A 19882-nucleotide genomic window follows, 5' to 3' on the forward strand; every position below is an offset into this window, starting at 1 on the left:
CCCGCAGAAAAAACCCCGCCGAAGCGGGGTGGATGCCACGATCAACCGATGCAATCAGGCAGGCACGGCCACCACGGGAATGTCTTTGATCATCTGCAATCCCTTGGCGGCCTCTTTCTGATAGCTGGCGATCTCGTTGAAATTCAGATAGCGGTAAATGTCACTGGCCAGCGGCTTGAGCCCCATGACCTGCGCCTGATATTCCGCGACGCTTGGCAGGCGCCCCAGCAAGGCAGCGACAGCGCTCAGCTCGGCCGAAGCGAGGTAAACATTGGTGTCTTTCCCCATGCGGTTGGGGAAGTTGCGCGTCGAGGTCGAAACAACCGTGGCCCCTTCCGCCACCCGCGCCTGGTTGCCCATGCACAATGAGCAGCCGGGCATTTCGGTGCGCGCACCGGCTTTGCCGAAGATGCTGTAGTAGCCTTCTTCGGTGAGCTGATGCGCATCCATCCGCGTCGGCGGGGCAATCCACAAGCGGGTGGGCACCGCGCCGCCATGCGCTTCAAGCACCTTGCCGGCCGCGCGGTAGTGCCCGATATTGGTCATGCAGGAGCCGATGAAGACTTCATCGATTTTGGCGCCTTGCACCGCCGACAGTGGCTTGATGTCGTCCGGGTCATTCGGGCAGGCCAGCAGCGGCTCGGTGATGGTCGCCAGATCGATTTCGATGATTTCGGCATACTCGGCGTCGGCATCGGGTTCGAGCAGCTCGGGATTGGCCAGCCATTTTTCCATGGCTTCGATGCGCCGCGCCAGGGTGCGCTTGTCTTCATAGCCGTTGGCGATCATCCATTGCAGCAAGGTGATGTTGCTTTGCAAAAATTCGATGATCGGTTCTTTGGCCAAGCGCACGGTGCAGCCATTGGCAGAGCGCTCGGCGGAGGCATCAGCAAACTCGAAGGCTTGTTCCACCTTGAGGTTCGGCAGCCCTTCGATTTCCAGCACTCGGCCATTGAAGACATTTTTCTTGCCCTTTTTTTCAACCGTGAGCAACCCGCGCTGAATCGCCACATAGGGGATGGCGTTGACGAGATCACGCAGGGTGATGCCGGGCTGCATCTCGCCCTTGAAGCGCACCAGCACGGATTCCGGCATATCGAGTGGCATCACGCCGAGCGCGGCGGCGAATGCGACGAGACCGGAGCCCGCCGGGAAGGAAATGCCAATCGGGAAGCGGGTGTGGGAATCGCCGCCCGTGCCGACGGTGTCCGGCATAACCATACGGTTCAACCAGCTATGAATCACCCCATCGCCGGGGCGCAGCGAGACTCCGCCGCGCGTGCTGATGAAATCCGGCAGGCTGTGCTGCAATTCGATATCGACCGGTTTGGGATAGGCCGCGGTATGGCAGAACGATTGCATCACGAGATCGGCCGAAAAACCGAGGCAAGCGAGCTCTTTCAGTTCATCGCGGGTCATGGCGCCGGTAGTGTCCTGGCTGCCGACCGTGGTCATTTTCGGCTCGCAATAGGTGCCGGGACGAACACCCGCAACCCCACAGGCGCGGCCGACCATTTTCTGCGCGAGCGTGAAGCCCTTGCCGGTATCCTCGGGTTGTACGGGGCGGCGGAAAACCGTCGATGCGCCCAAGCCGAGCGCTTCGCGCGCCCGATCGGTCAGCGCCCGGCCGATGATCAGCGGAATCCGCCCCCCGGCACGCACCTCATCGGGCAGAGTGGTCGGTTTCAGCGCAAACCGTTCGATCACTTGCCCGTTTTTGAGCAACTCGCCGGCATACGGGCGCAGCGTGATGACATCGCCGGTTTCGAGCTGATCGACCGGCACTTCGATCGGCAACGCACCGGAATCTTCCGCCGTGTTGAAGAAAATCGGCGCGATCTTGCTGCCCAGCACGACCCCGCCGGTTCGCTTGTTCGGCACCTGCGGAATATCGCGCCCCATATGCCATTGCACGGAGTTGATGGCCGATTTGCGCGAGGAGCCGGTACCGACGACATCGCCGACATAGGCGACCGGATGCCCTTTGGCCTTGAGCGACTCGATCGTGGCCAGACCATCCGGCATTTTGCTTTGCAGCATGGCCAATGCATGTAAGGGGATGTCTGGACGGCTCCAGGCATCCTGCGCCGGGGAGAGATCGTCGGTGTTGGTTTCCCCCGGCACTTTGAACACGGTGACGGTAATTTCTTCCGGCAAGGCGGGCTTATCCAGAAACCACTCGGCCGCCGCCCAGGATTCAATCACGGCCTTGGCGCGCGCATTGCCCGCCCGCATTTTGTCTTCCACATCGCGGAATGCGTCGTACACCAGCACGGTGCGCTTGAGTGCGGCCACCGCCGCATCGCCGACCTCGTCATCCTCCAGCAAGGCAATCAACGGATCGATGTTGTACCCACCAATCATCGTGCCGAGCCAATGGACAGCCTGACGGCGGTCGATCAACGGCGAATGCGCCTTACCCTGCGCCACGGCAGTCAAGAACGCTGCTTTCACATAAGCGGCCTGATCCACCCCGGGTGGCACACACTCGGTCAACAAATGCAGCAAAAATGCCGGATCCTCTCCGGCGGGTGGCGATTGGATCAGTTCGACCAGCGCCGCTGTCTGCTCGGCAGTCAAGGGCTTGGGCGGAACCCCCTGTTGCTGGCGTTCCTGAACATGGGCGCGGTAAACCTCAAGCATGGGATGCTCCTGAAATCATACGAAGGTAAAACGGAGAAGATCGAAGAAATTAAGGCAACAAACAGGCCAACAATCACCGATGGCTATTGTCAGGATTTCTCGCGCAACAGGCAAACGGCTTGTCATCCGCCGACCGCGTCAGTCATCCGCCCAGTTCAGATCACAGCAAACGACTTTGATCCCCGAATCCGGCACATGCGCGCGGCAGTACGACAGCGTGCGGCATAAATTGCCGCCCGCCACTGAGAGATACGGGCGACTGATCTGCACCACACCCGGATCGATCATCGCCCGGCGAAAATACGGCCGCTTCACCCAACTGGCACCTTCGGCCTGGAGCAAGGGCTGAAAGCGGCTGTGTTGCGTCTGCGGCGCAAACGCGCCGTGTACCGTTTCCCCGAGCTGGCGCCCCGAACCATCCAGCACAAACACCCGCGCCACCAAGTGCATAGACAATAGTGCCCGCGCTGCCTTGTCAACCGACACACCCCGTTCGATCGCTACGAGCATGTCTTCAAACCGCTCGGTCACCGCCTGGATTTGCTGATGTAAATCAAAATCGGCACGATCGGTTTCCAACGAAGTCTGCCGCAACCCTTCCGCCAAAAAGGCACGATCGAATGGCTCGGCTTGATCGAGCAACGCGGGACGCGCCAAACCGAAACCCTGAAGTAAATCGACCCCGGCATTCAGCGCCAACGCCAGCTGAACGGGGGTTTCAATGCCCTCTTGTAGTACCAGACTCCCGGCTTCATGCACCATCGCGGTGAGCGAGGGCAAGGTTCGCCGTGCCCGCGCCGAGTGCTCCGCCTCGGCAATCAGACTGCGATCGAGCTTGACGATATCCGCATCGATGCGCCACAAGCGGGTGAACTGCGAACCACTGATCCCAAAATCGTCCAGCGCTACCAGGCATCCCAGAGATCGATAAAGATCAATCGCAGAACGCAGTTGCCGCTCATCCACTAACGCCGACTCCACCAGCTCGACCACGACCTGGGAACCTTCGATCTGTAACTCTTCGAGGATGTTGGCAAAAAACGGGCCGAATTGATGGCCGTGCATTGCCACCAAGGGATGGACATTGATAAAAATCCAGCGCGGATAAAACTGCATCCGGGCGAAGTTGGTCAGATGCAACTCCCGGCAGGCGCGATCCACCGCCACCAAATGGGGCAACTCATGAATCCGCGCAAACAGCGCATCAGGCGGAATCGCCTGACCGGATTCGTCAGTGACCCGCGCCAGCCCTTCGTACCCCACGACCCGTTGATGCGCGACGGAAATGATCGGCTGAAACGCTGAACGGATGCGAAAGCCTTCGCACACCGCCACGCTCTGTCCATCGGTATCCAACTGGATTCTGGGATTCATTACTTGTCCACATAATGACTGCACTGCGAGATAGCAAACAGTACGCCAAAATCAGGCAGGAACAACCTTATCATTCCGCCGGAAAAGAAAAATATAATCAAATTCAACGCGTTGATCGGAGTTTGTGCACAAAAACCAAGGATGAAACACAGGTCATAAGGATGAGCTTACTGCGCGAAATCCGTCGAAAAGCGGCAAGATTGCACTATTTTTGACAAAATGACGCCCTCGAATGCACCATAAAAATGCATCACTGCAGTGGCGTTCGCGCTTGAACCAGAACCCACGGGTTGACGACCAGCGCCCATAAAGTGTGCTGGCCTTGCGACCACTGCCTGGCAGTTTCGGTGGACAACACGGCCAGTTGATTGGCCGCCATCCAGGACTGAACACGCGGCGAATCATCCGCCACCATCGCCAGAGCCACCTCGATCAAATCTAGCGATGCGGCGATTTCAACCACCTGCCCCCGCGCAAAAAATGGGGCGAGCTCCGCCCAGGCCAAGGGAGCCGTCTGTCCCAAGAAAAAAGCCCGCCGATCTTCTTCCTGTTCGGGCAATGCCGGTTGATTCATTCTTCTTACCCATTACGAAAAAATTTCTGAAAAAAACCATCCATGGATTGATCCAGCAAGCCGCTTTGCGTCAATCGGGGCGAGCCAAATCAACGCGCCAAATCAAATCGCCTCACTCCTTCAGGCACGATGGTTGCTCCATCATCACGGCAGGTGCTTGGAACGCGATACAATATCGGCAAATTCGCCGGTTCGCCCCGGCTCAAATGGCACCGCAGCCCCATGACGAATCCATCTTCCGCCCCGCCTCGGCGCCCGCGCAATCGTCGCGCCGAATCCGCTGCCGCAGCCTACCTGTGCCATCGGTCGGACTGCCCGTTACACCCCGCCGATGACGGGACGGCGTGGCGAGCGCTGACACCGGCCGGCGCAGTCGCTGCGTTGCGGGAGTGGCATATCCCCTTGGATCGAGCCAGCAGCACCTATCAAGCCAACACGCCACTCAGTCTGCTGTTATCCCAGGGAGCCGGACTGATTCACTGGCAGGATGCGTCACAGGGTCAACCGCTGGAATCGGCACTCGTTCCGGGCGATGTGCTGCAGTTTCCTGCCGGCACGCAATTCCGTTTTCACAATCGCGCAACCTGTCCGGCGATTTTTTTCATGACCGGCGACTGCCGTCCGATTCACCCGGCGTAATGCTTTAGAGGTTTCACCATGCGTATCCAACGATCAACCTACGATTTCTTGCTAATCAGCGCCGTCCTGGGCAGCATCGTCCTTGCAACGGCCTATCTGGGCTATGGTGCGGGCGTGCTGGTGCTCTTGTTCTGGCTGGTGTTCATTTTGATCAAACTCAAGCGGGCGAAACCGGCCGCCGAAGACGGCTCACCCCATCACGCCAAGCCTGATCCGCAAGACGCGCCTTGAGCCAACACCGCGCGCACCCGCGCGAGATCCTCCGGCGTATCCACCCCGGCGGGAGGGATTGCCGCAGCCTCGGCGATGACGATCGTCTCGCCCATCGCCAGTGCGCGGAGCTGTTCCAATTTTTCGCGGGCTTCGAGTTCCGCCACCGGCGTAGCGACAAACCGACGGATGAACCCCGCACGGTAGGCATACAAGCCCAGGTGCCGGTAGCCCAACACGCTGCCCGGCGGACATTGGGCATCCCGATCATGTGGAATCGCTGCGCGGGAGAAATACAGCGCACGCTGCCCGCCGCCGACGACCACCTTGACCACGGCGGGATCGGCAAATTCTGCAGGATCGGTGATCGGCACCATCAGCGTGGCCATCGCCGATGCCGGATGCGCAATCAGCAAGGACGCAACCTGTTTGAGCAACGCCGGCACCATCAATGGCTCGTCACCCTGCAGATTCACGATGACTGCCTCATCCGGCAGCCCCGTCTGTTCGATCACCTCGGCAAGACGATCCGTGCCCGAGGGATGATCGGCGCGGGTGATGATCGCCGTGGCACCACAAGCGGCGGCGGCGGCGGCAATCTCGGGATGATCGCAGGCAATCTGCACCCGCAGGGCGCCACTCGCCTTGGCGCAGTCATACACCCAGGCGATCATCGGCCGACCATGAATATCCGCCAGCGGCTTACCAGGCAGCCGACTGGAGCCCATCCGCGCCGGAATGATGACCTCGAACGCCAGCGGTTCAACCTGCATCGCCCACCGCCGGATGTGCTGCCCGCAGGCGGGTGTATTCCTCCTCACTCAGCGTCCGAGCATCGCTCTCCAGCATGACCGGAATATCGTCCCGGATCGGGTAAGCCAGCCGCGCCGACAACGAGATCAATTCCTGCGTGTCTGCCTGATAAATCAAGGGGCCCTTGGTCACCGGGCACACCAGAATTTCCAACAATCGTTTATCCATTATTTCCGCCTCTTAATTTGATTCGCCAGGAAGCTCGGCAATCAAGGATGCCACCAAACCCGCCGGAAGATCGATCCGACCGCAGGCGGCGAACACCTGGCCGGGCTGATTGTGCCAGCCCGGACGCTGCACGATCCATTTGGCGGCATCTTTTTCTGTCATCACGACGACTTGGCCACTCCGTCGCAGATGATGCCGCAGCCCCGTCGGCACCGGCGCATGGTCGGCCAAGGCATAGGTTTCCAGCGTCAACCCCAGTGCGGTGAGTGCCGCAAAAAAACGCTCCGGATGACCAATGGCCGCGAGGGCAATCAACGGTTCAGCACCGGGACCGGCCAGAAATTCATCCAGCGGCCAGACCCGGCCGGTGTACAGATCTTTCATGCCGGTCAGCACAAATTGCACCGGCTGGGCACGATCCCCACCCAGAGCCCGCGCACTGGCCAGATCCGGCGCACCATTGACCAGCACGACCGCTGCCCGATCCAGCCCGCTTGCCGGTTCCCGCAAAGGACCGGCCGGAAGACAAAACCGGTTGCCCAGCCCGCGTCGCGCATCCAGCACGACCCAATTCCAGCGACGCGGTAAGGCATGATGCTGCAGACCATCATCACTCAGAACCAGACGAATCTCCGGGTATCGAGCACACAACAGCGCGGCAGCGCGCAGACGATCAGGGTGAACCACCACCGGCACACCGGTCGCTTCGTGGATCAACCACGGCTCATCGCCCACCTCCGCCGCGCTCGCCGCTTCGGCAACATCACGCGGCTCTACGCCGATCCGCGCGCCATAGCCCCGGCTGACCACGCCCACCGCAACCCCCTCGGCCTGAAGCGCCTGCGCTAAGGCGATCAGCACGGGTGTTTTGCCGGTACCGCCCACCGTGAGATTGCCCACCACCAGCACCGGACGGGGCAACTCAATCTCTCTTTGTCTCGCCGAAGCGCGCACCCGTCGCCGCACGGCAATCACGCAGACCAACAGGGACAGCGGCCACAGGAGCAGGCTGCGCAGACCGCGACGCTGCCAGAATGCCGGGTAGCGCATCAGGTCTCCAGCGGCTCGGACGCCTTGAATTGCAGGCGATGCAGCGCGGCATACGCCCCACCGGCCGCCAGCAATTCCCGATGCGTGCCGGACTCGATCACCCGCCCATGATCCAGCACGAGGATGCGATCGGCACGCTCGATGGTCGAAAGCCGATGCGCAATGACGAGGGTGGTTCGTCCGCGACAGAGATTCTCCAAAGCCGCCTGGATGTGCCGTTCGGATTCGGTATCGAGCGCCGAAGTGGCTTCATCCAGCATCAAGATGGGCGCATCGCGGTACAGGGCACGGGCAATCGCCAAGCGCTGCCGCTGCCCGCCGGAGAGCAGCACGCCGTTTTCCCCGACCATGGTATCGAAACCCTGCGGCAAGGCTTCGATGAACGATCGGGCAAAGGCCGCCTCGGCCGCCGCCACGACCCGCGCCCGATCAAAATTGGCACCATCGCTGTACCCGATATTCGCGGCCACGGTCGTATGAAACAGCACAGTATCCTGCGACACATAGGCAAATTGCCGACGCAGCTCGGCGAGCGACAACGCATCGATCGACCAGTCATCCAGCCGGATGGTGCCGGTAGATAACGGCACAAAACGAGGCAACGCCGCCATCAAGGTCGATTTCCCCGCGCCGCTGCGTCCCACCAGAGCCACGGTTTGTCCGGCCTCGATGTGCAGATTCACATCCGCCAACACCCATGGCCCTTCGGGCGTATAGCGCAACCCAACGCCCTCAAACGCAATGGCGCCGGATACTCGAAGGGATCGACTGTGCGGCACGGTATCCACTTCGCGGGGTTCATCCATCAAACCAAACAGGCTTTCGCCCGCCGCAATGCCGCGTTGCAGCACCGCGTTCACGCCAATCAACCGCTTCATCGGCGCGAGCATCAAACTCAGTGCCGTGATGAACGACACGAAGGTGCCCACGCTGATTACCTGCAAACGATCGCCGCTGGTCGCAAACCAGATAATGCCGGCAATCCCGATGGCCAGGATCAATTGGGTCAGCGGCGAGGCAATCGAATTCACCGACTGCATCCGCATGAAGTCCCGGAAATTCTTTCGGTTGATCTGGGCAAAACGCGCGCGCTCGAACGACTCGCCGTTATACAGCTTGACCACGCGATGGGCGGCAATTACCTCCTCGGCCACATGGGAGACGCCACCCATCGAGGCTTGAATTTGCCGGGCATAGCGACGAAAAGCCCGCGAAATCCCCGCCACCAGCACCACCAATACCGGGGTGAGCACGAGCAGAAACAGCGCCAACTGCCAGCTCAGATACACCATCCAGCCGAGCAAGCCCGCCACGGTGACGGAATCCCGAATCAGCGTGGTCAAGGCGCGCGAGGCGGCCTCGGAAACCTGTTCGCTTTGATAATTGAGCCGGGTGAGAATGTCGCCCCCCGGCGTATGATCGAAAAACCGCACGGGCAGATGCAGCACCTGCTCGAATACATCCCGTTTGAGGTCGTGGATCACGGAACGCCCGACCCAAGCCATCCCATAATCGGAAGTAAATTCGCCGATCATGCGGGCGATAAACACCGCCAACAACCAGAACGGCATGGCCTGAATGGTGGCCGGATCACGATGCACGAAGCTGCCATCGAGCAGCGGCTTCATCAAGGCGGCAAATGCCACCTCGGTCGCGGCGGCGACCAGCATGCCGACGATGGCCAAGGCCAGAATACGCCAATAACGCCGCGTATAGCGCAACAGGCGCCGGTAGGTGGCAAATCCCGACATGGCGGCGGTGCGGGGTTCCGTCATTTAATCGGCTGTGTCCCAAGGCCGACCTTGGTAATGCCGGCCGCGCGCACCAGGTCGAGCACGGTGACCACTTTCTGATTGACCACATTGGCATCCGCCCAGACCACGAACGGTCGCCCATCAGCCGCCAAAGGTCGCAAGGCGGGCAAAAGCTGATCTACCGGCAAAATATGGCCATCCAGCGCGATCCGGCCATCCTCGGCAATTTCAATCACATGATCCTGCACCGGAGCCCGCTGCGCACTGCCCTGGTCTGAAACCGGCAATGTGACATTGAGGGTGCGATCATGAATGAAGGTCGTCGTCAACATGAAGAAAATCAACAACATGAAGATGACATCAATCAACGGAATCAGATTCAGCTCCAATTCCTCGCGCGGTTTGGGACGAAAATTCATACCCCTTTCCTCGTCACATTCAGGGTCGCATCGGTCGGATGCAGCAAGTCCACCAGGCGAATCGCCTCGCGTTCCATATCGATCACCCGCTCATCCACCAAGCCGCGGAAATAGCGATGAAAGACATAGGCCGGCACCGCCACCATGATCCCGCCCGCCGTGGTCACCAGTGCCTTGGCAATACCGCCCGCCAGCAGCTCCGGATTGACGCCCGCCGCGCCCCCGACCTGGGTCAGCGATTGAAACACATCGATAATCCCGACCACGGTACCGAGCAAGCCCAGCAGGGGGGAAATCACCGCAATCGTGCCCAGGGTATTCAAATACCGTTCCATCTGGTGCGCCACATGCCGCCCCGCATCTTCGATCCGGTGGCGCATCGCGGTGGGATCCGCCGCCTCCTGCAGCCCCGCGGCCAGCACCATGCCCAGCGGAGATTTCCGCGCCAGCTCGCTGAGACGCAAGGCGTTGATGCCCCCACCCCCGGACGCCAGCCAGCTTTCCACCGTGCCCACCGGATCGCCGCCCATCAAGCGGCTGTACCGCAACGCAAACAACCGTTCGATCACGATCGCCAGGGCAATCACCGAGGCCAGAATGATCGGCCCCATCATGCCACCGCCCGCCAACACCAGTTCCAACATGCTCGTACTCCTTTACTGCCTTGTGCTCAAGTTAACGCAATCCATACACGGTCTTGTCTGAAGGCCATCGCACACGATAGCCAAACTGGATGGAAATTTTCTGCCCCGGTTTGAGCTGGTTTGACCAGGCCCACAAGCCGTCAATCTGCTCAAACTGCTTGCTCGTCGGCGGCGTCAGATCCAGCAGCGGTTCGACCGACAACTCGGCATCGACCGGCACCGGCATTTGCATCAAGACCGTCACCGGCACGGCACGGGTATGGGCACTGGTTAGCGACACGGTAAACGAGCGCTGCATCTGGGTCGATTTGCCAATCAGGCCATTTTCTTCGCGCTGATTGGGTGCCGCCGTGTAGTTCACGCGGACTTTCGGATCTTCCCCAAAACTCAGGCGGATCTCTTGTTTGGGTTGCAACGCCGGGCGCTGGATTTCCGCGACCTGGGTGCCCGCCAAAAACAACTGCCAGGTGCCCGGCGGCAAGGCCTCGGTGAGCTCCGGCGTAAACCGGGCCGTCAACACAGCCTGGGTCAGAGTTGGCGGCGCTACCCACAGCGCCGGTACCGCATCCACGGTTTGCTGCAACAAGGGAATCGTAATCGATCCAGTCGATTGCGCGGAACCACTCAGCACGGTAACCGGCTGTTGGCTGTGAAACTCCGCCTGAAACCCGCTGTCGTTCGCCAATTCCATCATCGGCGCACTCGCCGGCGCAACCATCGCTTTGACGGCCTCTGACATCAGGGGCTGCCGAGGTGCCGGTAACGGCGGCGCGAATCCAATCGTCCAGCGGCTGAAATGCGGCACGGGCACATAGCGACGGGTGTCCTGCAATGCCAGCGTCAAGGGCACCGCCGACCAATCCTCGCCGGTTTGCTGGCTGACTTCAGCCGTCATGCGCCAGTGGATGCGCGCCGTATCCACGACCGAGGATTTGTCGGATGCGGGCGGCAACATCAGGTCGGCGCGATAAACCGGCCGCCACGCGGCATCCGCCACCCGATAACGCAAGGTCAGGTTGACCGGCTCGCTGCCGGCCTGACGCCGCGCGAGTTTGAGTTCGGCCACCTGCCGGGGCGGCTGGTTTTTCAGGTCATCGAATTGTGTTTGCAGCGCGGCACGGGCCTGCGCGATCTCGGCCAGTTCGTTTTTTGCCGTGCGCTGGGATTCAATCAAGGTGGTGAGCAAGCGGTCAAACGCTGCTTTGGCTGCGGGGTCGGTCAGCACCGTCGGCAGCACCAGATGGCTTCGTGCCGAACTCCGTTCAGGCACCGACACCTCGGCCTGCAGTACCTGCAACCGCAGTTGCGCCGCCAGCAAGGCATCGCTGGCCTTGGCTTCGCGCTGATCCAGGGCGACTTGTTGCGTATGCAACGCGATCCAGGCCGGTGATTGTTCGATCGGCGCCTGCCGCCACTGGATTGGCGCGGTCAGATCAGCCTGGTCGCTGGCGATCTGCACACTGGCTCGATCCAGACTGCCCGGCAGTTGGGTGATGGCAACGGATGCCGTACCCGTTGCGGGCAGAGAAAGCGTCATTTGCCGCGTGACCCAGGCACCCTCCGGTAGCACCGTCACCGCCGTCGGCGCGCTGTCCACCGTGATCATGGGCGTGGCCGCCGCCGGCAAGACCGCAGCGAACAAGCCCCCCAACAGTGCGCCCCAGGCGGCCATTCGCGCCCAAGGACGAGGAATGCGTTGATTCTGCCTCATCGAGCACCCCCACGCGAAAACCGCAGCATCGCCCGCACTCAGCCCGCCGACTCGGGTGTACCGCATTCGTGCAGGGTGTTCTCCCACACACCGCCACCGGCACGGCGCATCCGCACGGCTTCCGCCAGACGGTGAATCAACGGGCCGCTGTCCTCCCAGGCGATACAGGCGTCCGTAATGCTCTGGCCGTACACCAAGGCACGCCCCGGATGCACATCCTGCCGCCCGCCGACCAGGTGACTTTCGACCATCGCGCCGATAATGCCCGCATTGCCCGCCGCAATCTGCGCAGCCACGGCCTCGGCGACCTGAATCTGCCGGGCATGCTGCTTCTGGCTGTTGGCGTGGGAAAAATCGATCATCAGGCGTTCGGGCAATTCCGACGCCCGCAGTTTTTCCAGGGCATCATTGACACTGCCCGCATCGTAATTCGGCTGTTTGCCGCCGCGCAGAATGATGTGGCAATCGCCATTCCCCGCAGTCGAGAAAATAGCCGAATGCCCCGCCTTGGTGACCGAGAGGAAGTGATGCGGACGCGCCGCCGCACGAATCGCGTCGATCGCCACCTGCAATCCGCCATCCGTGCCATTTTTGAACCCGACCGGGCAGGAGAGCCCAGAGGCCAGTTCCCGGTGCACCTGGGATTCTGTAGTGCGCGCACCAATCGCCCCCCAGGCCACGGCATCCGACACATACTGCGGGCTGATCAGATCGAGATATTCGGTCGCCGCAGGGACGCCCATATCCGCCAGATCCACCAGCAAATGCCGGGCGATGCCGAGCCCTTTGTTGATCGCGAAGCTGCCATCGAGATCCGGATCGTTGATGAGCCCTTTCCAGCCCACCGTAGTGCGGGGCTTTTCAAAATACACCCGCATCACCAGCAAAATATCGTCCTTGACCGCATCGGCCAGCGCCTTCAGCCGCGCACCATATTCCCGCGCTGCGGCGACATCATGAATCGAGCAGGGCCCCATCACCACCAGCAAGCGATCATCGGTCTGATTGAGAATGGCGCGAATCGCCTGCCGTGTCTCGAACACGGTCTGCGCGCCGCGTTCCGTCAAGGGAAACTGGGCGCGCACCGCCTCTGGCGAATGCAGGTTGTGAATTTCAAGAATGCGCAGGTCATCAGTCGCGTGCTGGGTCATGATCGTGAGGCTCGTGTAACAAGGTTGCTTACGGTGATGTAAGCCAGCCCCGCATGGTACTGCGCCAAGCGCGACTCGTCACCCTTTCGCGCCCACCATCAGCCGACTCATCTGCTGTGTGAAGACGGCGGCCAGCATCAAAAAACCTGCAGAAACCAGCAGGCAACCGATAAACCCGATTTGCTGATAGCTGTAGCCCGACAACACGGTGCCCAACAGGCGCCCACCGGCATTGGCGGCGTAATAGAACCCCACATTCAACGACGCCTTGTCAAAGTCCGAGTACCGCAGGATCAAATACGAATGCAGCGCGGAATTCAACGCGAACAACCCGCCGAATACGATCAGACCCAGCGTCACGACCCAGCCCGGCGGCCAGCCCAGCCACAGAGCCGCCGCAATCAAGACGGGCGTGCCGACCAGCGACAGCGTCCACCACAAGGCGGCGGTCGCGTCCGGTGCCTGCTGTCGCCGCCGGAAAAATGTCGGCGCGGCGGCCTGAACCATGCCATAACCGACCACCCACAGGGCGAGATAGGCTCCGACCCATTCAAACGACCAACCGATCGACACCAGATACACCGGCAGGGCGACCACGAACCAGACATCGCGCGCGCCAAACAAAAACAGCCGGGCGGCCGCCAGCCAATTGATCGCCGGTTCCTGCGCAAAGAGTTGGCGGAATTTGGTCTTGCCGGGAATCGCCCCGAGCCCGGCTGGCAAGGTCAGCGTTGCCAGAAAACCGATCAGCAGCATCAGCGCCAGGGCGGCGTTGGCACCCGCGAATCCCAGCAGCGCCAACAGCAAGGCACCGAGAAAAAACCCCAGCCCTTTGAGGGCATTTTTCGACCCCGTGATCCACGCCACCCAGGAAAACAGACGATCTTCCTGCGCACCGGCAATCAGCTTGACCCCGGCCTTGGCCGACATTTTGTTCAAATCTTTCGCCACGCCGGACAAAGCCTGCGCCGTCATGACATACGGCACGGTCAGCCAGGCAGCCGGCACGGTCAACATCAACAGGGCGAAAATTTGCAGGGCGGTGCCCATCTGCATGGTGCGGTTCAACCCCAGGCGCGCGCCAAACCAGCCGCCCACCAGATTGGTGAGAATGCCGAACACTTCATAAAACACGAACAACATGGCAATCGCAAAGGGCGAATAACCAAGTTGATAGAAGTGCAGCACCACCAGCATCCGGATGGCGCCATCGGTCAGGGTGAACGCCCAATAGTTGCCGGTAACGACCGCGTACTGGCGCAGTGCCGGATTCATGATGCGCGGTGCCCGACGAGCGAGACCAACTCAACCATCCGGTTGGCATAGCCCCATTCGTTGTCATACCACGCCAGGATTTTCACCATCCGTTCATCGATCACCATGGTCGAAGGAAGATCGACGATGCTGGAGCGCGGGTCATTGACAAAGTCGATCGACACCAGCGGCCGCGTCTCGACGCCGATAATCTCCGGCTGGCGCGCAGCGGCCTCGGTCAATCGCGCATTCACCTCTTCCACGCTGGTCGCACGCGGCGCTTCGAACACGAAGTCGGTCAACGAGGCATTCAGCAGCGGCACCCGCACCGCCAAACCATTCAACCGGCCATTGAGTTCGGGGAAAATCTCGCCAATCGCCTTGGCCGAGCCTGTCGTCGTTGGCGACAGCGACATGCTCGATGCCCTCGCCCGCCGCCAGTCTTTATCGCCCTTATCGACCACGGCCTGGGTATTGGTCAGATCGTGCATCGTGGTCATCGTCCCGCGCACGATGCCAATCGAGGTGTGCATCGCCTGCACCACCGGTGCGAGGCAGTTGGTGGTACAGGAAGCGGCCGTGACGATCCGGTGCCGTGCGGGTTCGAATCGATCCTCATTCACACCCATCACCACATTCAGCACATCAGGATGCTTGACCGGCGCAGCCACTACGACCCGGGGCGCGCCCTGGGTGAGGTGCGCGGCAATCTGTTCATAACTGCGCCATTTGCCCGTCGCCTCGATCACCACATCCACGCCGAGCTCCGACCAATCCAGCGCATCGATGGTTTTGTGCATCGAATAGCCGATCCGCATGCCATCGACTTCAAGATAATCCTCGCCCGCCGAAAGCGCATGCGGCCAACGGCCATGCACGGAATCAAACTCAGTCAGATGCGCCATACAGGCGGCATCCGCAGCAATTTCATTGATATGCACGACCGTCAGGCCGAGCGCTGGGCGATCGACCAAGGCCCGCAGTGCCAGCCGACCCATTCGCCCAAACCCATTGATTGCGACACGAATCGTCATATTTTTCTCCCGTTAAACCTAAAAAATGAATGGATAAGCAAGCGCCTTCCCGGTAAGTCAGCGCAAAAGCGTCTTGCGACTCAAGGGCACCTCGAAAAACCTACTGCGCGAACGGATTGCGGCGGCGTTTCCTCGCTCACCCCTCGCCTATCTAATTGATATGTCTCAGGGATTCGCTGCGGGACTCCTTGCACTCCGCCCACTCGTGACGGTTTTTCGAAGTACCCTGAAGGCGCGGAAAAATCCCCAATACCTGATGCGACCACGGTTACACGGCAGAAACCTGCGCATTGCAGACCAAGGAAAGGCCAGCAGGCGGCTCCTAGGCGGCCATCCATACCGCATTGTCCTGATACATCTGCTGGGCAGTCGAGAGCAGCCGCGCACCATCCGGGCTCAAGCGCCATCGATACCCCGCCCCCTGAATCAACTCGGACAGCCAGCCCGGTCGCGGCAGCGCCAAACGGTAAATTTTCGCCGTCCCTTTGCGCGCCACCGTTACCCAGCCGCAACTCAGCAACACCCCAAGATGACGAGAAATAGTCGATTGCGGCTTGGCCAACAGCGCCTGCAAATGACAGACACACAGGCAGGGCTGAGATTCGAGCAGCAGCAAAATCTGCAACCGAGTTTCGTCGGATAGAACGCCGAAAGCTTGCGCTAGGTGTTGGGCGGAATTTTGTCGAACCATCTGCCTTCATTCGCTTTGCCGGATGGAAGGGCACAATAGCGGGGACAGATGTCAAACGCATGACAGAACCAGTCAGATTCAGGTTGAAAATCACGCCCGTTCACCCCCTACCCCCGACCTAAGGTTATACACAAGAACTGTGGATAACCTTGGGGAAAAGCATGCTCCGAGCTTGCCGGATCAAGCGGTTATTGGTTGTGGCGAAAAAAACAACAGCGTCATTCGCTGGAAATTTATCCTTTTTACATCAATAACTTAACTTAACAACATGGCTAAGCGCCTGATCTTTAAGGGCGCAAAAAAACGCGGTAGGGTGGCCGCGCCTTCTTTGTGCATAAACTGGAATTGTCAAGCCTGAAAATGAGGCAATCTGGCCTGCCCCTGTGCGCTGTCTTGAGGCAATTCCGGGGGAGCCACCACAGGCTCAGCCGCCCCGCGCCTCAATGTTTGGCACCAATCAACTCGATGGGATAACCATCTGGATCCGCCACAAAGGCAATGATCGTGGTGCCCGCGTTCATCGGACCGGCCTCGCGCAGAATCTTGCCGCCCTTTGCCTTGATACGCGCTGCGGCCTCATACACATCGTCCACTTCGATCGCCAGATGCCCAAATCCCGTGCCGAGGTCGTAGTGATGATCGCCCCAGTTGTGCGTCAATTCGAGCACGGTGTGATCCTGCTCATCGCCATAGCCCAAAAAAGCCAGCGTGAATTCTCCAGCGGGATAATCCTTTTGACGCAACAGCCGCATGCCAAGCACTTCGGTGTAGAACCGGATCGATGCGGACAAATCCCGCACACGCAACATAGTGTGTAAAAATCTCATATCACTCGAACTCCATCGGATAACCAAAGGATTAATAAAGACTATAGTCTTTCTATGCGTTCCTTCTGCCGCTGCAAGTCGGCCAACGCCTGCGTGAATTGCTCCAGACGCGCCCGTTCCTGGGCAACCACCGCAGCCGGTGCGCGCTCGGCAAAACCCGGCGCATCGAGCTTCGCCCGCGCCTTGGTCATCTCCGCCTCGATTTTGCCCATTTCCCGCTGCAAGCGCGCCAGTTCAGCCGCTTTGTCGATCAATCCTGCCAGCGGGATATGGAGCTGCAAGCTGCCCACCAAGGCTAACGCGGCTTCAGGCACGGCGGCGCCTTCGGGCAGAATCTGCACGCGGTTGATGCGCCCCACGCCTTGCAGCAGTTCGGCGAACCGTTCGAACCGCGCCCCTTCCTCCGCCGTTGCCTGGGTGACCAACACCTCCAGCGGCTTGCCGGGGGCGATGTCCATATCAGCGCGGATTCGGCGAACACCGAGAATCACCTGCTTGAGCCATTCGACAGCCGACAGCGCGGACGGGTCGATCTTGCCTGCATCACTCTGCGGGAACGATCGAGCAAGAATGCTCTCAACCCGTTCGGCCTCGGGGAGCGCCATCGGTGCCACGCGCTGCCAAATTGTTTCAGTGATGAACGGGATGAATGGATGCCAGAGTCGCAGCAGAGCCTCCAACACCCGCAGCAGGGTTCGCCGGGTACCGCGTGCCGCAGCTTCATCGGCCTGCTTCAATTGAGGCTTGGCGAATTCCAGATACCAATCGCAGTACTCGTTCCAAGTGAATTCGTACATCAACTGCGCGGCCAGATCGAAGCGGTAGGTATCGATGTGCTGGTTAACCTCCTGCTCGACTTGCTGTAGCCGACTGATCACCCAGCGGTCAGCCTCGCTCAGCGTCACCGGGGCATCGCCCAGTCCGGTATCCTGGCCTTCGCACTGCATGACCACAAACCGGCTGGCGTTCCAGAGTTTGTTACAGAAATTGCGGTACCCTTCCACGCGCGCCAGATCAAACCGCACATCCCGCCCGGTGGTCGCCAGCGCCGCAAAGGTAAGCCGCACCGCATCTGTGCCGTAGGCGGGAATGCCCTCGGGAAATTCCTGCCGTGTATCTTTCTCGATCGCGCGGGCTTTCTGCGGCTGCATCATCCCGGCCGTGCGTTTGGCTACCAGCGCGGGCAGGTCGATCCCGTCGATCAGGTCAATCGGGTCGAGCACATTGCCCTTGGATTTCGACATTTTCTGCCCGTGGCGATCGCGTACCAGTCCGTGGACATACACCTCGCGGAAGGGCACCTGGCCGATGAAGTATTGCCCCATCATCACCATCCGCGCCACCCAGAAAAAAATAATGTCGAAGCCGGTGACAAGCACGCTGGTCGGATAAAACTGCTGCAACGCCACGGTGGATTCAGGCCAGCCCAGCGTGGAAAACGGCCACAGCGCCGAGGAAAACCAGGTATCCAGCACATCGGCATCCTGTGTCAGCGTCACTGTCGCATCCAGCCCGTGCCGCGCACGAACCTCGGCCTCCGTTCGTCCGACGAACACGCGCCCCGCCTCGTCATACCACGCCGGAATGCGGTGCCCCCACCAGATTTGCCGACTGATGCACCAATCCTGAATGTTCTCCAGCCATTGATAGTAGGTATTCGACCAGTTTTCCGGCACGAACCGGATGCTGCCACCACGCACCGCATCGAGCGCCGGACGGGTGATCGCGGCCAGCCCGCCGGGGCGGCCATCCGCCTGTTGTTCCCGAGTCAGATCAACAAACCATTGGTCGGTCAGCATCGGTTCGATCACCGCGCCAGAGCGATCCCCACGCGGCACCATCAGTTTGTGGTCGTCGATCTTCTCTAACAAATCCAACTGCTTGAGATCGTGAATGATCCGATCCCGCGCTTCGTAGCGATCCAGTCCCACATAGTGCGCCGGCAAAGGCTCGGCCAGCAGATCAGCCCCTACGATCTCCGGGCAGGATCGAATGCGCGCATCCACGGTGAGCACATTGATCATCGGCAAGCCGTGCCGCTGCCCCACGGCATAGTCGTTGAAGTCATGCGCCGGAGTAATCTTCACGCAGCCGGAACCAAAGGCCGGATCGACATAATCGTCCGCGATAATCGGAATCTCACGCCCGACCAACGGCAGGGTAATCGTCTTGCCGATCAGGTGTTTGTAGCGCTCATCCTCGGGGTTAACGGCCACGGCGGTATCGCCCAACATCGTCTCCGGGCGGGTCGTCGCCACCACTAAAAAGCCGCTTCCGTCCGTCAGGGGATAGCGCAAATGCCAGAGATGCCCCGTCTCTTCCTCGCTCATTACCTCCAAGTCAGACACGGCGGTGTGCAGCACCGGATCCCAGTTCACCAACCGCTTGCCGCGATAAATCAGACCATCGTCATACAGGCGCACGAACACCTCGCGCACCGCCGCCGACAAGCCCTCGTCCATCGTGAAGCGCTCGCGCGACCAGTCGCAGGCGGCACCGAGGCGTTTCATCTGTTCGGAAATGAACCCACCGGACTCGCCTTTCCACTGCCAAACCCGTTCGATAAACGCCTCGCGCCCCAGATCGTGGCGCGTCTTGCCCTCCGCTTCGAGCTGCCGTTCCACCACCATTTGCGTGGCGATGCCGGCGTGATCGGTGCCGGGCTGCCATAAGGTTCGTTCGCCCCGCATACGGTGAACCCGCGTCAGCACATCCATCAGGGTGTCCTGAAACGCATGCCCCATATGCAGCCGCCCAGTCACATTGGGCGGCGGCAGCATGATGCAGTAATTCGGGGCATCTGCCGGTAAATCCGCCCTCGGGGCAAAATAGCCCCCGGATTGCCAACGGTTGTAACAGGGCGCCTCGATTTCGGCTGGGGTATAGGTTTTATCCATGGAATTTCTTAAAAAAATCAAAAAGAAAA

Annotated in this window: 18 protein-coding genes; 2 read left to right on the forward strand and 16 right to left on the reverse strand. The window is 60.4% G+C overall.

Translation table 11 applies throughout. The annotated features are described in order from the left end of the window. Positions 1-54 precede the first annotated feature (54 nt). The 3 genes from acnB to VOI35_RS05845 form a co-directional block, all read right to left on the reverse strand. Positions 55-2643, reverse strand: coding sequence for a bifunctional aconitate hydratase 2/2-methylisocitrate dehydratase (gene acnB, locus VOI35_RS05835; protein ID WP_407275132.1), 2589 nt, complete (start codon positions 2641-2643; stop codon positions 55-57). Between the two features lie 138 nt (positions 2644-2781). After that, positions 2782-4017, reverse strand: a complete 1236-nt coding sequence (locus VOI35_RS05840) for an EAL domain-containing protein (protein ID WP_407275133.1) — start codon at positions 4015-4017, stop codon at positions 2782-2784. A gap of 250 nt (positions 4018-4267) precedes the next feature. Continuing rightward, positions 4268-4591: a DUF2288 domain-containing protein gene (locus VOI35_RS05845; protein WP_407275134.1), complete on the reverse strand. Its 324-nt coding sequence runs from the start codon at positions 4589-4591 to the stop codon at positions 4268-4270. Between the two features lie 222 nt (positions 4592-4813). On the opposite strand from VOI35_RS05845, the gene VOI35_RS05850 reads away from it, so the two are divergent. Together VOI35_RS05850 and VOI35_RS05855 are read left to right on the forward strand one after the other, a co-directional pair. Further along, positions 4814-5230, forward strand: coding sequence for a hypothetical protein (locus VOI35_RS05850; RefSeq protein ID WP_407275135.1), 417 nt, complete (start codon positions 4814-4816; stop codon positions 5228-5230). Between the two features lie 18 nt (positions 5231-5248). Then, the gene (locus VOI35_RS05855) at positions 5249-5461 is read left to right on the forward strand and encodes a hypothetical protein (protein WP_407275136.1); all 213 of its coding nucleotides are present in this window, start codon (positions 5249-5251) and stop codon (positions 5459-5461) included. Here VOI35_RS05855 and kdsB read toward each other — a convergent pair. From kdsB to VOI35_RS05920, 13 genes are all read right to left on the reverse strand, one after another. Beyond that, positions 5428-6213: a 3-deoxy-manno-octulosonate cytidylyltransferase gene (gene kdsB / locus VOI35_RS05860; RefSeq protein ID WP_407275137.1), complete on the reverse strand. Its 786-nt coding sequence runs from the start codon at positions 6211-6213 to the stop codon at positions 5428-5430. The two genes, VOI35_RS05855 and kdsB, sit on opposite strands and share 34 nt — an antisense overlap. Further along, positions 6203-6421, reverse strand: a complete 219-nt coding sequence (locus tag VOI35_RS05865; RefSeq protein WP_407275138.1) for a Trm112 family protein — start codon at positions 6419-6421, stop codon at positions 6203-6205. The genes kdsB and VOI35_RS05865 overlap by 11 nt, the downstream gene beginning before the upstream one ends. 12 nt (positions 6422-6433) lie before the next feature. Then, the gene (gene lpxK, locus VOI35_RS05870) at positions 6434-7471 is read right to left on the reverse strand and encodes a tetraacyldisaccharide 4'-kinase (RefSeq protein ID WP_407275139.1); all 1038 of its coding nucleotides are present in this window, start codon (positions 7469-7471) and stop codon (positions 6434-6436) included. Next, complete coding sequence (msbA, locus tag VOI35_RS05875; protein ID WP_407275140.1) at positions 7471-9246, reverse strand: lipid A export permease/ATP-binding protein MsbA; 1776 nt, start codon at positions 9244-9246, stop codon at positions 7471-7473. Before msbA ends, lpxK begins: the two co-directional genes overlap by 1 nt. After that, positions 9243-9644: an ExbD/TolR family protein gene (locus VOI35_RS05880; protein ID WP_407275141.1), complete on the reverse strand. Its 402-nt coding sequence runs from the start codon at positions 9642-9644 to the stop codon at positions 9243-9245. The genes msbA and VOI35_RS05880 overlap by 4 nt, the downstream gene beginning before the upstream one ends. Next, positions 9641-10288: a MotA/TolQ/ExbB proton channel family protein gene (locus VOI35_RS05885; protein ID WP_407275142.1), complete on the reverse strand. Its 648-nt coding sequence runs from the start codon at positions 10286-10288 to the stop codon at positions 9641-9643. The genes VOI35_RS05880 and VOI35_RS05885 overlap by 4 nt, the downstream gene beginning before the upstream one ends. Positions 10289-10319: 31 nt before the next feature. Next, on the reverse strand, positions 10320-11999 hold the full coding sequence (locus tag VOI35_RS05890; RefSeq protein WP_407275143.1) for a DUF4139 domain-containing protein: 1680 nt from the start codon (positions 11997-11999) through the stop codon (positions 10320-10322). A 38-nt stretch (positions 12000-12037) separates the two neighbouring features. Next, positions 12038-13150 carry a 3-deoxy-7-phosphoheptulonate synthase gene (locus tag VOI35_RS05895; RefSeq protein WP_407275144.1) on the reverse strand — a complete coding sequence of 371 codons (1113 nt, stop codon included), beginning with the start codon at positions 13148-13150 and terminating at the stop codon, positions 12038-12040. A 78-nt stretch (positions 13151-13228) separates the two neighbouring features. Next, positions 13229-14425 carry an organoarsenical effux MFS transporter ArsJ gene (arsJ, locus tag VOI35_RS05900; protein WP_407275145.1) on the reverse strand — a complete coding sequence of 399 codons (1197 nt, stop codon included), beginning with the start codon at positions 14423-14425 and terminating at the stop codon, positions 13229-13231. After that, entirely contained in the window at positions 14422-15438 is a 1017-nt protein-coding gene (locus VOI35_RS05905; protein WP_407275146.1) for an ArsJ-associated glyceraldehyde-3-phosphate dehydrogenase, read from the reverse strand. The genes arsJ and VOI35_RS05905 overlap by 4 nt, the downstream gene beginning before the upstream one ends. Before the next feature lie 322 nt (positions 15439-15760). Beyond that, the gene (locus VOI35_RS05910; RefSeq protein ID WP_407275147.1) at positions 15761-16129 is read right to left on the reverse strand and encodes an ArsR/SmtB family transcription factor; all 369 of its coding nucleotides are present in this window, start codon (positions 16127-16129) and stop codon (positions 15761-15763) included. A 440-nt stretch (positions 16130-16569) separates the two neighbouring features. Then, on the reverse strand, positions 16570-16956 hold the full coding sequence (gloA, locus tag VOI35_RS05915) for a lactoylglutathione lyase (protein ID WP_407275148.1): 387 nt from the start codon (positions 16954-16956) through the stop codon (positions 16570-16572). A 41-nt stretch (positions 16957-16997) separates the two neighbouring features. Continuing rightward, on the reverse strand, positions 16998-19853 hold the full coding sequence (locus tag VOI35_RS05920; RefSeq protein ID WP_407275149.1) for a valine--tRNA ligase: 2856 nt from the start codon (positions 19851-19853) through the stop codon (positions 16998-17000). Positions 19854-19882: the final 29 nt, after the last annotated feature.

Origin of the sequence: Halothiobacillus sp. DCM-1, assembly GCF_045689735.1 — a bacterium.
Taxonomy (GTDB): Bacteria; Pseudomonadota; Gammaproteobacteria; order Halothiobacillales; family Halothiobacillaceae; genus Halothiobacillus.

Excerpts from the sequence above, each read along its gene's own strand:
- VOI35_RS05920 (WP_407275149.1), bottom strand. The coding sequence starts at position 19,853 with ATGGATAAAACCTATACCCCAGCCGAAATCGAGGCGCCCTGTTACAAC.
- VOI35_RS05910 (WP_407275147.1), bottom strand. The coding sequence starts at position 16,129 with ATGGTTCGACAAAATTCCGCCCAACACCTAGCGCAAGCTTTCGGCGTT.
- VOI35_RS05895 (WP_407275144.1), bottom strand. The coding sequence starts at position 13,150 with ATGACCCAGCACGCGACTGATGACCTGCGCATTCTTGAAATTCACAAC.
- arsJ (WP_407275145.1), bottom strand. The coding sequence starts at position 14,425 with ATGAATCCGGCACTGCGCCAGTACGCGGTCGTTACCGGCAACTATTGG.
- msbA (WP_407275140.1), bottom strand. The coding sequence starts at position 9,246 with ATGACGGAACCCCGCACCGCCGCCATGTCGGGATTTGCCACCTACCGG.
- VOI35_RS05845 (WP_407275134.1), bottom strand. The coding sequence starts at position 4,591 with ATGAATCAACCGGCATTGCCCGAACAGGAAGAAGATCGGCGGGCTTTT.
- acnB (WP_407275132.1), bottom strand. The coding sequence starts at position 2,643 with ATGCTTGAGGTTTACCGCGCCCATGTTCAGGAACGCCAGCAACAGGGG.
- gloA (WP_407275148.1), bottom strand. The coding sequence starts at position 16,956 with ATGAGATTTTTACACACTATGTTGCGTGTGCGGGATTTGTCCGCATCG.
- VOI35_RS05885 (WP_407275142.1), bottom strand. The coding sequence starts at position 10,288 with ATGTTGGAACTGGTGTTGGCGGGCGGTGGCATGATGGGGCCGATCATT.
- lpxK (WP_407275139.1), bottom strand. The coding sequence starts at position 7,471 with ATGCGCTACCCGGCATTCTGGCAGCGTCGCGGTCTGCGCAGCCTGCTC.
- kdsB (WP_407275137.1), bottom strand. The coding sequence starts at position 6,213 with ATGCAGGTTGAACCGCTGGCGTTCGAGGTCATCATTCCGGCGCGGATG.
- VOI35_RS05890 (WP_407275143.1), bottom strand. The coding sequence starts at position 11,999 with ATGAGGCAGAATCAACGCATTCCTCGTCCTTGGGCGCGAATGGCCGCC.
- VOI35_RS05840 (WP_407275133.1), bottom strand. The coding sequence starts at position 4,017 with ATGAATCCCAGAATCCAGTTGGATACCGATGGACAGAGCGTGGCGGTG.
- VOI35_RS05865 (WP_407275138.1), bottom strand. The coding sequence starts at position 6,421 with ATGGATAAACGATTGTTGGAAATTCTGGTGTGCCCGGTGACCAAGGGC.
- VOI35_RS05855 (WP_407275136.1), top strand. The coding sequence starts at position 5,249 with ATGCGTATCCAACGATCAACCTACGATTTCTTGCTAATCAGCGCCGTC.
- VOI35_RS05850 (WP_407275135.1), top strand. The coding sequence starts at position 4,814 with ATGACGAATCCATCTTCCGCCCCGCCTCGGCGCCCGCGCAATCGTCGC.
- VOI35_RS05905 (WP_407275146.1), bottom strand. The coding sequence starts at position 15,438 with ATGACGATTCGTGTCGCAATCAATGGGTTTGGGCGAATGGGTCGGCTG.
- VOI35_RS05880 (WP_407275141.1), bottom strand. The coding sequence starts at position 9,644 with ATGAATTTTCGTCCCAAACCGCGCGAGGAATTGGAGCTGAATCTGATT.